Annotated in this window: 9 protein-coding genes; 4 read left to right on the forward strand and 5 right to left on the reverse strand. The window is 72.4% G+C overall.

Annotated features, from left to right (window positions below; genetic code table 11):
• Nucleotides 1-10: 10 nt before the first annotated feature.
• Both ACT2CW_RS32320 and map read right to left on the reverse strand, forming a co-directional pair.
• Complete coding sequence (locus ACT2CW_RS32320) at nt 11-1042, reverse strand: helix-turn-helix domain-containing protein (RefSeq protein ID WP_445519212.1); 1032 nt, start codon at nt 1040-1042, stop codon at nt 11-13.
• A 181-nt stretch (nt 1043-1223) separates the two neighbouring features.
• Nucleotides 1224-1991: a type I methionyl aminopeptidase gene (gene map, locus ACT2CW_RS32325; RefSeq protein ID WP_138915541.1), complete on the reverse strand. Its 768-nt coding sequence runs from the start codon at nt 1989-1991 to the stop codon at nt 1224-1226.
• A 75-nt stretch (nt 1992-2066) separates the two neighbouring features.
• On the opposite strand from map, the gene ACT2CW_RS32330 reads away from it, so the two are divergent.
• On the forward strand, nt 2067-2354 hold the full coding sequence (locus tag ACT2CW_RS32330) for a helix-turn-helix domain-containing protein (RefSeq protein ID WP_445519173.1): 288 nt from the start codon (nt 2067-2069) through the stop codon (nt 2352-2354).
• Between the two features lie 922 nt (nt 2355-3276).
• Nucleotides 3277-7485 (forward strand): ABC transporter transmembrane domain-containing protein, encoded by a 4209-nt coding sequence (locus ACT2CW_RS32335; protein ID WP_445519213.1) that lies wholly within the window; start codon nt 3277-3279, stop codon nt 7483-7485.
• A 181-nt stretch (nt 7486-7666) separates the two neighbouring features.
• On the opposite strand, the gene ACT2CW_RS32340 is transcribed toward ACT2CW_RS32335, so the two are convergent.
• Nucleotides 7667-8110 (reverse strand): hypothetical protein, encoded by a 444-nt coding sequence (locus ACT2CW_RS32340; RefSeq protein ID WP_020871152.1) that lies wholly within the window; start codon nt 8108-8110, stop codon nt 7667-7669.
• 183 nt (nt 8111-8293) lie between these two features.
• On the opposite strand from ACT2CW_RS32340, the gene ACT2CW_RS32345 reads away from it, so the two are divergent.
• A complete protein-coding gene (locus ACT2CW_RS32345) occupies nt 8294-9700 on the forward strand; it encodes a S28 family serine protease (protein ID WP_182471174.1) in 1407 nt (468 codons plus the stop codon).
• Between the two features lie 369 nt (nt 9701-10069).
• On the opposite strand, the gene ACT2CW_RS32350 is transcribed toward ACT2CW_RS32345, so the two are convergent.
• Nucleotides 10070-12004, reverse strand: coding sequence for a glycoside hydrolase family 3 protein (locus tag ACT2CW_RS32350; RefSeq protein ID WP_445519174.1), 1935 nt, complete (start codon nt 12002-12004; stop codon nt 10070-10072).
• A gap of 257 nt (nt 12005-12261) precedes the next feature.
• Between ACT2CW_RS32350 and ACT2CW_RS32355 the strand changes: the two genes are divergently transcribed.
• Nucleotides 12262-13533, forward strand: a complete 1272-nt coding sequence (locus ACT2CW_RS32355) for a macrolide family glycosyltransferase (protein ID WP_445519175.1) — start codon at nt 12262-12264, stop codon at nt 13531-13533.
• A gap of 153 nt (nt 13534-13686) precedes the next feature.
• On the opposite strand, the gene ACT2CW_RS32360 is transcribed toward ACT2CW_RS32355, so the two are convergent.
• Nucleotides 13687-14601 (reverse strand): LysR family transcriptional regulator, encoded by a 915-nt coding sequence (locus tag ACT2CW_RS32360; protein WP_037953081.1) that lies wholly within the window; start codon nt 14599-14601, stop codon nt 13687-13689.
• Nucleotides 14602-14659: the final 58 nt, after the last annotated feature.

A 14659-nucleotide genomic window follows, 5' to 3' on the forward strand; every position in this document is an offset into this window, starting at 1 on the left:
GGAGCCCCGCTCACCTGTTAGCCGCATGCGCCCTATGGCGGAAGTCCCGCGGGGGCACGCCATAGGCGCTGCGGAAGGCACGGCTGAAGTCCGCGGCGTGGCTGAAGCCCCAACGGGCGGCGATGACATGGATGGGGGTGTCGCCCAGAGCGGGATCGGCGAGGTCGCGGCGGCAGCGTTCCAGGCGCTGGGCGCGGATCCACGCGGAGACGGTGTGCCCCTGCTCCTCGAAGAGGCGGTAGAGGTACCGGAGCGAGATGTGATGGGCCGCGGCGATCGAGGCCGGGGTGAGCCCCGGGCGGTCCAGGTTCTGCCGGACGAATTCCTGGATGCGTAACCGCAGAGTACGCCGACGGCTCTCGGGGGTGAGCCGGTCCTCGGCGCGCGCCTCGGCACCGTCGAGCTCATGCGCTTGTTTTGGGGAGTGTGCTTGGAAACGGGGGGGCAAGGGAGAGAGCAGCGCGTTGAGCAGATCGACGGCGACGGTGCCGAGGCGCGGTGCGTCGGCCGGGCCGTAGGCGTCGGACTCGGTGGCCAGCCGGGTGAGGAAGTCGGCGAGCATGGCCCCGATCCCGGACCGTCCGGACAGCCGCCGCCCGAGCAGCAGTTGGAGCTGGGCGGGCGGGAACGGCAGCAGTGAGGGGCGGAGGGTGACCGTCATCCCGTCGACCCTGCCGCGTTCGCACACCGCCAGATACGGCGTGGAGGTGGAGGTGAGCATGAACTGCCGGGCGCCGACCGTGGTTTCGGCGCCCCCGTGGCATACGTCGCTCTCCCCGCTCAGGGTGAGCCGCAGATGGTAGAGCTCCGGGTCGGAGCGCCGGATGTGGGCCGCCGTCCGCTCGTTCCGCAGTGACGGTACGGAGGTGTAGGTCAGCATCACCTCGCCGATGTCCACTCCGCCCCGTACGTTCGCGCGGAAGTCGTGCTCATGGTCGCTGCGCAGCTCCATGGGGATCGACGTCAGCTCGCACAGGGCGCGCCATGCGGCGAACCGTTCCGCGGGCGGGATGTCGTCGATCTGGGGCACCGTCACGATCATCATCCTTTCGCCTGGCCAGTGGTGCGCATTTCGATGGGCGCGACCTTAGACAGCCCTGCTAAGTGTTTGATGAACGGTCCGGTATTGAACAGTCCGCTTTTGGGCGATTCCGCGAGCGTGTGTCCGGACGGGGTGATGTGTCTTCTCGGAGTGATGTGTCTTCTCAGGATGATGCGTCTTCTCAGAGCGCGGTCAGGATCCGTGGGCCGTCGTCCGTGATCGCCACGGTGTGCTCGCTGTGGGCGGCGCGGCTGCCGTCCGTCGTCCGCAGCGTCCAGCCGTCGGCGTCGGTGGTGTACGCGTCCAGGCCGCCCGCCAGGAACATCGGCTCGATGGCCAGCACCAGCCCGTGCCGCAGCGGAAAGCCGCGGCCGGGCCGCCCCTCGTTGGGGACCGGCGGGTCCTCGTGCATCCGCCGGCCGATGCCGTGGCCGCCGTAGTCCTCCATGATGCCGTAGCCAGCGGCGCGCCCCACCGTGCCCACGGCATGGGAGATGTCGCCCATCCGGCCTCCTGCGACGGCCGCCGCGATCCCCGCCTCCAGCGCCTGCCGGGTGGTCTCGATCAGCCGCACGTCGGCCGGGCGCGGGGTGCCGACGGTGAAGCTGACCGCGGCGTCGCCGCTCCAGCCGTCCAGCGTCGCACCGCAGTCGACGGTCACCAGATCGCCGTCGCGCAGCCGGTAGTCGCCCGGGATGCCGTGGACGATGGCGTCGTTGACCGAGGCGCAGATGACCGCGGGGAAGGGGGTGGGCGCGAACTGCGGCCGATAGCCGAGGAACGGGGAGCTCGCCCCGGCCTCGCGCAGCACCTCCCGCGCCGCCTCGTCCAGCTCGCGCAGCGAGACGCCGACGGCCGCCGCCCGCTGTGCGGCGTCGAGCGCCGAGGCGACGACGCGGCCCGCCTCGCGCATGGCGTCCAGGGACGCGTCGGTCTTGATTTCCACCATGGGTGAGCCCCTTCGCATGACCGAACCGCCGGTTCGGTGTGCACCAATTACTATACCGGTATTAGTATCACGGTCATGGTGCGCACCCCTCTCACCCCGCTGGAACGTGAACGCGGCCGCTTCCTCGGCGCTCTGCTGCGGCAGGCCCGTGGCGAACGGAGCATGGCCGATGTCGCCGCCGGGGCCGGGATCTCCGCCGAGACCCTCCGGAAGATCGAGACCGGCCGGGCCCCGACCCCCGCCTTCTTCACCATCGCGGCCCTCGCCGCGACCCTCGGACTGACCCTGGGCGAGATCGCGGAGCGCTGCGCCGCGGTGACCGCTCCGGAGCGGGGGGAGGGGGCGACGGAGGAAGCGGCCTAAGCGCTCCGCTGGAAGTGTCGCGATGGGTCGTCGGCCGACTGCGGCGCCGTCGTGGCTGGTCGCGCAGTTCCCCGCGCCCCTTCGGGGCGCTGCCCGAACCGTAGCGGACTTCCTCCGACCTGCTTAGCCGGGACCGCCCGGCTCGCGCCGCCTGCGGCGGGCTGCCTCCCCTCCCCGCCCCTTCCCGAAACTGGGACTCCGCCCCAGCCCCCGAAACCGGGGCTCCGCCCCGGGCCCCGGAGCGGGCGCTCCGTCCCGGGCCCCGGAGCGGGCGCTTCGCCTCAGGTCCCGGGGCGGGTGCTTTGCCTCGGGCTCTGGAACAGGTGCCTTGCCCCAGGCCTCGGAACGGGGCTTCGCCTCAGGTTCCGGAACGGGTGGTCCCCTCCAGGCTCCGGGATGGGTGCTTCGCCCCGGGCCCCGGAGCGGGTGCTCCCGTCCAGGCTCCGGAACGGGCGCTCCGCCCCAGCTCTCGGAGCAGGCGCTTCGCTCCGGGCGTCGGAACGGGTGCTTCGCTCCGGGCCCCGGAACAGGGGCCTCGCCTCCCTGGGTCCCCAGCCCCCTGGGCCTCCAGCCCCCCGGGCCCCGGGCTTCCCGGACCCCCGGGCCCCCGGACCCCCGGACCCCCCGGACCCCCGGGCTTCCCGGGCCCCCGGGGTTCCAGGGGCGGAGCCCCTGGTATCGGGAAGGGGCGGGGAGGGGAAAGATGCCCCGGGCGACCCACGGCCGGCCGCGCCCCGATCCATTTGTTGCGACAGGATGAAATCCGCACATCAGTGTGTTGGTGCCTTCCGGAAGCGTGTGCGGATCGGGAGGTTCACGGGTGGCGGACGTAGCGGCGGGCGCATCGGGTGAAACGGGCAATGGGGGTGCCGGGGGGACGGGCGCGGATGGTCCGGACGTCGGGCAGGGCTGGGTAAGGCGGCTGTTCGGCTACTGCTGGCAGTACCGCAGCGACGTGCTGCTCGCCCTCGGCGCCTCGCTCGCCGGAATGGCCGTCATGGCCCTCGTCCCGCTGGTGCCGAAGCTGATCATCGACGATGTGATCGTCTCGCACGACCGGTCCCTCGCCCCCTGGGCCACCCTGCTGATCGTCGCCGCCCTCGTGGTGTACGTCCTCACCTACATCCGCCGCTTCTACGGCGGACGGCTCGCCCTCGACGTCCAGCACGCCCTGCGCACCGAGATGTTCGCGGCCATCGCCCGCTTCGACGGCAGACGGCAGGACAAGCTCTCCACCGGCCAGATCATCGGCCGCGCCACCAGCGACCTCCAGCTGATCCAGGGCGTGCTCTTCATGGTGCCGATGATGATCGGCAACATTCTGCTCTTCCTGGTCTCGCTCGTCGTGATGGCCGTGCTCTCGCCGCTGCTCACCGTCGTCGCCCTCGCCGTCGCCCCCGCCCTGTGGATCCTCGCCTCGCGCAGCCGCATCCGCCTCTTCCCCGCCACCTGGTACGCCCAGGGGCAGGCGGCCGCCGTCGCGGGCGTGGTCGACGGGGCCGTGACCGGTGTCCGGGTGGTCAAGGGGTTCGGGCAGGAGGCGCAGGAGACCGACAAGCTGCGCGAGGTCGGCCGGCGGCTGTTCGCCGCCCGGCTGCGGACCGTACGGCTGAACTCCCGCTACACCCCGGCCCTCCAGGCCGTCCCCGCCCTCGGTCAGGTCGCCATGCTGGCGCTCGGCGGCTGGATGGCCACGCGGGGCCAGATCACCCTCGGCACCTTCGTGGCGTTCTCGACCTACCTCGCCCAGCTCGTGGGCCCGGTGCGGATGCTCACCATGCTGCTGACCATCGGGCAGCAGGCGCGGGCCGGGGTCGAGCGCGTCTTCGAGCTCATCGACACCGAGCCCGTCATCGACGAGCGCCCCGACGCCCGGGAGCTTCCCGAGGACGCCCCGGCGACGGTCGAGTTCGACCGGGTGAGCTTCGGCTACGACCCCGAGCGGCCCGTGCTCTCCGAGGTGTCCCTGCGCATCGAGCCGGGCGAGACCCTGGCCGTCGTGGGCGCCTCCGGAAGCGGCAAGTCGACGCTGTCCATGCTGCTGCCGCGCTTCTACGACGTGTCGTCGGGCGCGGTGCGGATCGGCGGCCACGACGTGCGGGAGCTGACGTACGACTCGCTGCGCGGGGCGGTCGGGCTGGTGCCGGAGGACAGCTTTCTCTTCTCCGACACCGTGCGCGCCAACCTCGCCTACGGGCAGCCGGACGCGAGCGAGGAGCGGATCCTGGCCGCCGCCCGCGCCGCGCAGGCCGACGGCTTCATCTCCGAGCTGCCCGACGGCTATGACACCGAGGTCGGCGAGCAGGGGCTGACCCTCTCCGGCGGCCAGCGCCAGCGGCTGGCCCTGGCCCGCGCGATCCTCACCGACCCCCGGCTGCTCGTCCTGGACGACGCCACCTCGGCGGTGGACGCGCGCGTCGAGCACGAGATCCACGAGGCGCTCCGGGGCGTCATGGCAGGCCGCACCACCCTGCTGATCGCCCACCGCCCCTCCACCCTCGCCCTCGCCGACCGCATCGCGGTGATGGACCGGGGCCGGGTCGCGGACGTGGGCACGGACGAGGAGCTGAGGGCCCGGAGCGAGCTGTACCGGCGGCTGCTGACGGATGACGCCGAGGGCGTCGCCGCCCCGGGCGGCGGTCCGACCGGGAACGGCCACCGGCCATCGGCCGGGGCCGACGGCCCGGCTCCGGACCATGCCGAGCCGCGTGGCGGCGGCGCCACGCACGCGTCGGGGTTCGCCGCCGCGTTCGGCGGGGAGGCCGCCGTGACGGGGTTGGCCGAGCCGTGTCTCGACGGTGAGCCGTCCACGGACGGCGACCGCCCGGCGGAGGGCCGGGCCGAGCCGCGTGGCGCGGCGGCGGATCCGTCCGCGCGCTTGTGGCCGCGCGGCGGGGATGACCCGGCGCACGCCGTCGGCGAAACGCGCCGGGGCGGGCTGACGCCCGAGCCCTGGGCACCGTCTGCCGCGGACGGGAGCGGGGACGCCGGTGCCGCGGCCACGGAGAGGGTGCGGGGGCGCTCCCACGGTGGGGACGACCCCGACCACGCCGGCGCCGGGGACCGGGCGGGGGCGACGGGGTTCGCCGGGGCGTCCGGCGGTGAGCCGGGCGCTGAGGGCCCGAGCGAGCCGTGTCTCGCGAGGGGAGCCCGGCCCGACGGGGCCGGGGCGGGCCGCGAGCTTCGGGTGACCCCGGAGCTATGGGTGCGGCCCGATGGTAACGGCCGTAAGGGCGACACGGCGGCGGGCGCGGGGGCCGGTGCCGTGGCCGGGCCGGGGCTCGCGGGGGCGCTGTCCGGGATGCCCGCCACCCCCGAGCTGCTCGCCAAGGTCGCCGCCCTGCCGCCCGCCACCGACACCCCCGACATCGACGAGGAGCGGGCCGCCCGCCCCGAGGAGGCGTACGGGCTGCGGCGGCTGCTGCGCGGTTTCGGGGCACCGCTCCTGGTCGCGCTGGCGCTCGTGGCCGTGGACGCGATCGCCGGGCTGCTGCTGCCCGTGCTCATCCGGCACGGGATCGACCAGGGCGTCCAGCGGCTCTCGCTCGGCGCGGTGTGGGCCGCCTCCGGGCTCGCGCTCCTCGTCGTCCTCGCGCAGTGGGCCGCCCAGATCGGCGAGACCCGGATGACCGGGCGGACCGGTGAACGGGTGCTCTACGCACTCCGCGTGAAGATCTTCGCCCAGCTCCAGCGGCTCGGTCTCGACTACTACGAGCGCGAGCTGAGCGGCAAGATCATGACGCGGATGACCACCGACGTCGACGCGCTGTCCACGTTCCTCCAGACCGGCCTCGTCACCGCCGTGGTCAGCCTGCTGACCTTCTTCGGCATCCTGGTGGCGCTGCTCATCATCGACGTGGAGCTCGCGCTGGTGGTCTTCCTGACCCTGCCGCCGCTCATCCTCGGCACGGTGGTCTTCCGGCGCCGCAGCGTCAAGGCGTACGAACTGGCCCGCGAGCGCGTGAGCGTGGTCAACGCGGACCTCCAGGAGAGCGTGGCGGGGCTGCGGATCGTGCAGGCGTTCCGGCGCGAGCGGTCCGGCCGGGAGCGGTTCGCGGCGCGCAGCGACTCCTACCGCCAGGCGCGGATCCGTGGCCAGCGGCTGATCTCGGTGTACTTCCCGTTCGTCCAGCTGCTGTCGTCCGTGGCCTCCGCGCTGGTGCTCATCGTGGGCGCCGGGCGGGTCGGTGACGGCACGCTGACGGCGGGCGCGCTGGTGGCCTATCTCCTCTACATCGACCTGTTCTTCGCCCCCGTCCAGCAGCTCTCCCAGGTCTTCGACGGCTATCAGCAGGCCACCGTTTCGCTGGGCCGCATCCAGGAGTTGCTGCGCGAGCCCACCACCACACCGGTGGCCGAGGCCCCGCGCGAGGTGCGCGCGATGCGTGGCGAGATCGCCTTCGACGATGTGCGGTTCCGGTACGGGGACGGCGAGGAGGCGCTGGCGGGCATCTCGCTCACGATCCCCTCGGGGCAGACCGTGGCGTTCGTCGGGGAGACCGGGGCCGGTAAGTCCACTCTGGTCAAGCTGGTGGCGCGGTTCTACGACCCGACGGAGGGCGCCGTGCGGGTGGACGGTGTGGATCTGCGCGAACTCGACCTCACCGGATACCGCGGCCACCTCGGGGTGGTCCCGCAGGAGCCGTATCTCTTCCCCGGGACGGTGCGCGACGCCATCGCCTACGGACGGCCCGGCGCGAGCGACGCGGAGGTTGAGGCCGCCGCGCGGGCGGTCGGCGCCCATGCCATGGTGGCGTCGCTCGACGGTGGCTATCTGCACGAGGTCTCCGAGCGCGGGCGCAATCTCTCCGCCGGTCAGCGGCAGTTGATCGCGCTGGCGCGCGCCGAGCTGGTGAACCCGGACATCCTGCTGCTCGACGAGGCCACGGCCGCGCTCGATCTGGCCACCGAGGCCCTGGTCAACCAGGCCACGGATCGTCTGACCGGACGGCGCACCACATTGGTCGTCGCCCACCGGCTGACCACCGCCGCCCGTGCGGACCGGGTGGTGGTCCTGGACCACGGCCGGGTCGTCGAGGACGGCACCCATGAGGAGCTGGTGGCGCGGGATGGGCGGTACGCCGCGCTGTGGCGCACCTTTTCGGGTGAGACGGCTCCCGCCGTGGCGTAACCGGTGCTTGGCCGTCTGCGGCTCCGTCGTGGCTGGTCGCGCCCGCGCGGCGGAGCCGCACATCGACACAGCCCCGCGCCCCTTCGGGGCGCTGTCGAACCGCAGCGGACTTCTTCCGCACCGGTCATCCGGCTTACGACCGGTAACGCTCAGCGTTCGCCCGTTGTTACGTACGGTAACGTCACGGTTCCATGCCGCTGGCCCTCGCTATGCCCTCCACCTCCCGCCGGTCCCGCTCGCGCTGCTCCGCCTCGGCCGCCACCCGCTGCTTGTGGCGGTGCAGGAAGTCGGGGTCCCCGGCCCGCTCCTGAGGCACCAGCACCTTCATGCCCTTGGCGTGCGGACTGTCGCCGAGGTCGACCACCACACGCTCGTCCTGGGAGGTGAGCAGGCCGAACAACACCAGCAGCTCAGCCTGGAGAGCGGGGGTGAAGAGCTCCTTCTCCTCCGGTCCCATCCCGAGCTCGTACGTCCCCCCGCGGACGGCCGGTGAGGTGCTCAACTCGCGCAGCAGCCGCATCAGCAGCTCGAGCGAGCGAGGATCGATCCGTTCCTGCAATTCGTTCAGATACCGCGTCAGCCGCTCGGCCCGTTCACTCCGGTCGTGCCGTTCGTCTCGGTCCATACAGGCAGCATGAGCCATCACAGCCCGCTACGAAAGAGGGCGGGGGTAACAACTCTCCGTATTCGGCCTCGGGTTGGAGCGTTGACGGCATCTGGCGACGCGAGTGTGTGCCCGGATAGGTTCTCGGCGACCTGTGCGAATTCACGGGGCAAAGGGTCTACACGGCAACAATGGGGAGGGTGCATGCGCAAGATGCTCAGATGGCTGTTGTCGCTCGCGATACTGGTGGGGGCGGTCGGCGCGGGCGCCGGAAGCGCGTCCGCGGCACCGGCCGCCCCCGCCCAGCCGGACATCAAGGAGCGTGTCCTGGCGATTCCCGGAATGCGTTTCGTGGAGGAGCAGCCCTACGAGGGCTATCGGTTCCTCGTCTTCAGCTACGCCCAGCCGGTGGACCACCGGCATCCCTCCAAGGGCACCTTCCAGCAGCGGTTCACGCTGCTGCACAAGGCCACCGACCGGCCCACGGTCTTCTACACCTCGGGCTACAACGTCACCACCGCACCGCGCCGCAGTGAGCCCACGCAGCTGGTGGACGGCAATCAGGTGTCCATGGAGTACCGATTCTTCACTCCCTCCCGGCCGCAGCCCGCCGACTGGTCCAAGCTGGACATCTGGCAGGCCGCGAGCGACCAGCACCGCCTCTTCCGGGCCCTGAAGCCCATCTACGGCAAGAAGTGGCTGGCCACCGGCGGCAGCAAGGGCGGGATGACGGCCACCTACTACCGGCGCTTCTACCCGAACGACATGGCGGGCACCGTCGCCTATGTCGCGCCCAATGACGTCGTCAACGACGAGGACTCCGCCTACGACCGCTTCTTCGCGGGCGTCGGCACCGCCGAATGCCGCACCAAGCTCAACGCGGTGCAGCGCGAGGCGCTGGTGCGGCGCGACGAGATCGTGAAGCGCTACCAGAAGTGGGCGGACGACAAGAAGCAGACCTTCACCGTCGTCGGCAGCGCCGACAAGGCGTACGAGAACGTGGTCCTGGACCTGGTGTGGGCCTTCTGGCAGTACCACCTGCTGAAGGACTGCGCGGACGTCCCGGCCCCGACCGCGTCCACCGACGAGCTGTACGGCTTCATCGACGAGATCTCGGGCTTCTCCGCCTACACCGACCAGGGCCTGGAGACCTACACGCCGTACTACTACCAGGCGGGCACCGAGCTCGGCTCGCCCACCTTCGAGACCCCGCACCTGGCCGGGCTGCTGCGCTACCCCGGCATCTACGCCCCGCGCAACTATGTGCCGCGTGACATCCCGATGCGCTTCAAGCAGGGCGTGATGCGGGACATCGACCGCTGGGTCCGGCACGACGCCCACCGGATGCTCTTCGTCTACGGCCAGAACGACCCGTGGGGCGCCGAGCGCTTCCAGGTCGGCAAGGGCGCCAAGGACGCGTACGTCTACACGGTGGCCGGCGGCAACCACGGCTCCAGCATCGCCCAGCTGGCGGGCGACCAGAAGGCCAAGGCCACCGCGGAGGTGCAGCGCTGGGCGGGCGTCAGCCCGACGAGCAAGCCCCTCGCCCGGCACAACGCGAAGCTCGACCGCCGCGAGACCGAGCGCGAGCCGGTGACGCTGCGCCCGTAGGGCGCGTCCGCGGGGCCCCGGTCGGGCCCGGGCGCCAGGGGGTGCCCTGCGGGCGATGCTTTCCCCTCCCCGCCCCTTCCCGTACCAGGGGCTTTGCCCCTGGACCCCGGGGTCTGGGGCGGAGCCCCCACGCGGCGGAGCCGCACATCGACGCCGCGTGGGAAGGGGCGGGTAGGGGACCAAGCCCGCCGCAGGCGTACGCGTACCGTCGGAGACCGTTAAGCAGGTCGGAGGAAGTCCGCTACGGGTTCGGGCAGCGCCCCGAAGGGGTGCGGGGCTGTGTCGATATGCGGCTCCGCCGCGTGGGCGACCAGCCACGATGCGGCCGCAGACGCACGACGGCATCTCGTGGCACTTCCCGCGGAGCGCTCAGTAGCTCAGCCCGTGTCCGATCGGGTACAGAACCCGGGACGGGTCGTCGGCGTGCCGGATCGCCACCGGCAGTTTGCCGTGCGGGGTGGTCCGGCCCGCGATGACGCGGGCGGCGGCGCGCAGTTCCACATCCGTCCAGCAGTAGGCGGCCAGCGAGGCGCCGGGGGCCGTGTCGCGGCCGTTCAGGCGCGCGATGTCGTAGGGGTTGCGCAGGGCCAGGTGCACCACCGGCACGCCGGTGGCCACCAGCCGTGCCACCAGGGCGCGCTGGGCGGAGCCGGCGGCGATGTCGTACGTCGTCACGATCACCGCGTCCCGTTCCCGCGCCGCGGCGACCGCCGCCTCGATGCGCTGCGGGGAGGGGCCGGGGGAGCTGGCGGTGCCCGTGGTCAGCGCCTCCGTGCGGAAGCCGAGGCCGGACAGGGCGCGGGCCAGGACGGACGTCGGCGGGCCGCCGGTGCCGGAGGGCGCCGCCGCGTCCACGCCCACCACCAGCAGATCGCGGTGGCGGCGCGGCGACAGCGGCAGCAGCCCGCCGCGGTTGGTGATCAGGGTGGTGGTGCGCTCGGCGATGCGGTCGGCGGTGGCGCGGTGCTCCCGGGTGCCCACGGTGCGGTTGACCGCGCGGTCGCTGGTGTACGGCTCTTCGAACAGGCCTCGGCGCACCTTGAGTTCGAGGACGCGCCGCAGCGAGCGGTCGATCCGGTCCTCGCTGAGCTCGCCCGCCTTGACGGCCTTGCGCACGCCCTCGAAGGCGAGGGACAGGCTCGGCGGGTTGAGCAGCTGGTCCACGCCCGCCTTGAGCGCCAGCACCGGCACCCGGTCGTCGCCGTACTTCTTCCGCACCCCCGCCATGCCGAGCGAGTCGGTGACCACGACCCCGTCGTAACCCAGCTCCTCGCGGAGCACACCGGTGAGGATGGGGCGCGAGAGGGTTGCGGGGTCGTCGGCCGGGTCGAGCGCGGGGAAGAGCAGATGGGCCGTCATGATCGAGTCGATCCCGGCCTCGATCGCGGCCCGGAACGGCGGCGCGTCCAGCCGCTCCCACTCCTTCCGGGAGTGGGTGATCCGCGGCAGGCCCACATGGCTGTCCACGCTGGTGTCGCCGTGGCCGGGGAAGTGCTTGGCGGTGGCCGCGACCCCGGCGCTCTGATAGCCCTCCACCTGCGCCGCCACCATCCGGGCCACGGCCTTCGGATCGGCGCCGAAGGAGCGCACGCCGATCACCGGGTTGGCGGGGTCGACGTTGACGTCCGCGATCGGGGCGTAGTCCTGCCGGATGCCGAGCGCGGCCAGCTCCGCTCCGGCGGTGCGGGCCGCCGTACGGGCATCGGCCGCGCTGCCGCCCGCGCCGAGCGCCATGGCGCCCGGGAACAGCGTGGCGGGCGCGCCGACCCGGGCCACGGTGCCGTACTCCTGGTCGGTGGAGAGCAGGACGGGGACCGGCACGGAAGTGGCCAGCGCGGCCTTCTGGATGCCGTTGGAGAGCGCGGCCACCTGGTGGGGATCGCGGATGTTGTGTGCCCATCCGATGTACATCACCCCGCCCACGTGATACTTCGCGATCAACTCGGCGGCGTTGTCGACCCCGATCTCCTTGCGGTTGGCCGCGACATCGGCCGGGTCGGGGCGGGTGGCCGAATGGCCGTACACCCGCATCACGAAGAGCTGGCCGATCTTCTGGTCCAGCGTCATCCGCCCGATGAGCTCGTCGATCCGCCGGCGGTCGCGCTCGTGGTCCCGGCCGGGCTCCGTGGTGGGCCGGGAGGCGGTCGCGGAGGGGCTGCCGGAACCGGCGGCGGTGCGGCGCGCGGGGGCCGCGGGCGCGGGGGAGCTGTTCGTCGGTCCGCTGCATCCACCGGCCGCCGCGGCGGCCAGGGTGGCGGTGAGCAGGGCGCGGCGAGACGTCGTGTGCACCCGCACTCCTTCCATGGTGACGTTCGGAGGGGGCGGCCATAGGTGTGCAGGACACGCTGGGACACAAACCGCGGCCGGGTCAAGGAAAGTTGGCCTTTCCCACAGCATCGCGGCAGCGGCGGAATGCGGCTCCGCCGCGTGGCCCGGAAGCCTAAAGGAAAAGACTGGTTAAAGACCGTGATCTGGTGCCTGCACGAAACCGGTACTAAACTCTCGACCGGGTATGCGCGATATTTGTATGAGGCATCCGTTCTCGCTTATGTTCCGTTTTCATGACCCCACCGACGGGTGCCAAGCCCCCCACACACATCGCCATGTTCGGCATCGCGGCACACGGGCACGTCAACCCGAGCCTGGAGGTGATCCGCGAGCTGGTGACCCGCGGCCACCGGGTTACCTACGCCATCCCCGAGTCGTTCGCCGAGAAGGTGGCCGAAACCGGGGCCGAGCCGAAGACCTACACCTCGATCCTCCACGGCGAGAATGTGCCGGGTGCCAGAGGCTCCGATCTGATCGACTACATCGAGCCGTTTCTCACTGAGGCGGAGCAGGCACTTCCGCAGCATCTGGCGGCCTACGAGGGCGATGAGCCGGATCTGGTGATGTACGACGTCACCGCCTACCCGGCGCATGTCCTCGCCCATCGGTGGGGCGTGTCCGCCGTCGAGCTCGCGCCCAGCTTCGTGCCCTGGGACGGCTACCGCGAAGAGGTCTTCGAGCCGATGTACGCCCATATGCGGCGGTCGGAGCGCGGCCGGGCCTACTACGCGCGCTACCGCGCCTGGCTCGAGGACAACGGCCTGGCCGGCACCGACCCCGACCGGCTCATCGGCCGCCCCAGCCGCTGTGTCGCCCTCATCCCCGAACTGCTCCAGCCCAACGCCGACCGCGTCGACACCTCCGTCTACAGCTTCGTCGGCGGCTGCCAGAGCGCCCGCCGCGACGTGGCGGAGTGGCGCCGCCCGGAGCGGGCCGCCGGGACCGACCGGATCCTGCTGATCTCGCTCGGCTCCACCTGGACCAGGGAGCCCGGCTTCTACCGGGAGTGCGTCGCGGCGTTCGGTGAGCTGCCGGGCTGGTACGTGGTGCTCCAGATCGGCGAGTTCGTCGACCCGGACGAGCTCGGCGAGATCCCGCGCAATGTCGAAGTGCACACGTGGATACCTCAGTTGAGCGTGTTGCGGCAGGCCGACGCGTTCGTCACCCACGCGGGGGCGGGCGGCGCCCAGGAGGGGCTGGCCTGCGGGGTGCCGATGGTCGCCGTACCGCAGGCCGTCGACCAGTTCCGCAACGCGGACACGCTCGAAGGGCTCGGGGTCGGCCGCCATCTGCCCAAGGAGGAGGCCACGGCACCGGCGCTGCGGAAGGCGGTGCTCGATCTGGTGGACGACCCCGAGGTGGCCGCCCGGTGCGCCGCGCTCAAGGCGCGGATGGCCGCGGAGGGCGGACCGGACCGGGCGGCGGACCTGATCGAGGCGGAGCTGCCGGTCCGGCACCCCGCGCGGAACCGGCGCGGGTCGCGATGCGTCGAAGCGGCGTGCTGATGGGGAGTCTCCGCACGGCGGTACCCGGCCTCGCCGCTGGCTGCGTCGCCGACCACCCTCTCCGCCGCCCGCGGCCAGCAGCACCCCGCCGCCGACGCGACACCCCTCCCAGAGCGTCGGCGGCGCGCAGGGGGCTCGCGGCTCGTGGTGTGCTCAGCCCGTGCGGCGCGGCCAGAGGTCGCCCAGGAGCCGCACCGTCTCGGTGATGGCGGGGCGGCGGGCCGCGCCCGGCCGCCACAGGGCGTACAGCCGCCGTACCGGGACCGGCTCCAGGGGCAGCGCCAGCACCCCGTCCGGCAGCGGACCGCGCCCCAGACGGGGCATGAGCGCGACGCCGAGACCGGCCGCCACCAGGGCGATCTGGGTGTGGTTCTCCGCCGCCTGGTACGCCAGGTCCGGCTCATGGCCCGAGGCGCGCAGCGTACGGACCAGCCAGTCGTGGCACACCGACCCCGGCGGCTGGCAGATCCACCGCCGGCCCGGCAGATCCTCGCGGCGCAGCGGGCGCCGTGCGGCCACCCGGGCCAGCGGATGTCCGGCCGGGACGAGCAGATCGCACAGATCCTCCCCGATGACCGCCCGTTCCTGCCCCTCCGGGGCGGGCAGCGGGGCGATGTCCCAGTCATGGGCCACCGCCAGGTCGATGACCCCCTGCGCCACCAGGTCCACCGACAGATGCGGGTCCACTTCGAGCAACCGGGCGTCCAGGGAGGGGTGTTCGGCCCTGAGCGCGGCCAGCACCACGGGCATCAGCCCGCGCGCCGCCGAGGCGAAGGCGCCGATCACCAGTCGGCCGGTCGGCTGTCCGCGCCGCTCCTCCAGCGTGGTCTCGGCCTCCTCGACGATGGCGAGCAGCTGCTGGGCGGTGGCGGCCAGATGCCGGGCCGCGTCGGTCAGCGCGATGCCCCGGCCCTGCCGCTCCAGCAGGGTCGTCCGGGTCTCCCGCTCCAACTTGGCGATCTGCTGCGACACGGCGGACGGGGTGTAGCCGAGCGCGATCGCCGCGGCGCTGACCGAGCCGTGCACGGACACCGCGTGCAGAGCCCGCAGTCGACCCAGATCCAGCACTTCGGCCTCCTCCTGGCACCTTTAACCGTTACTGCATCCAAGCATGAAGACATCCGCG

Source organism: Streptomyces sp. NEAU-174, assembly GCF_052665095.1.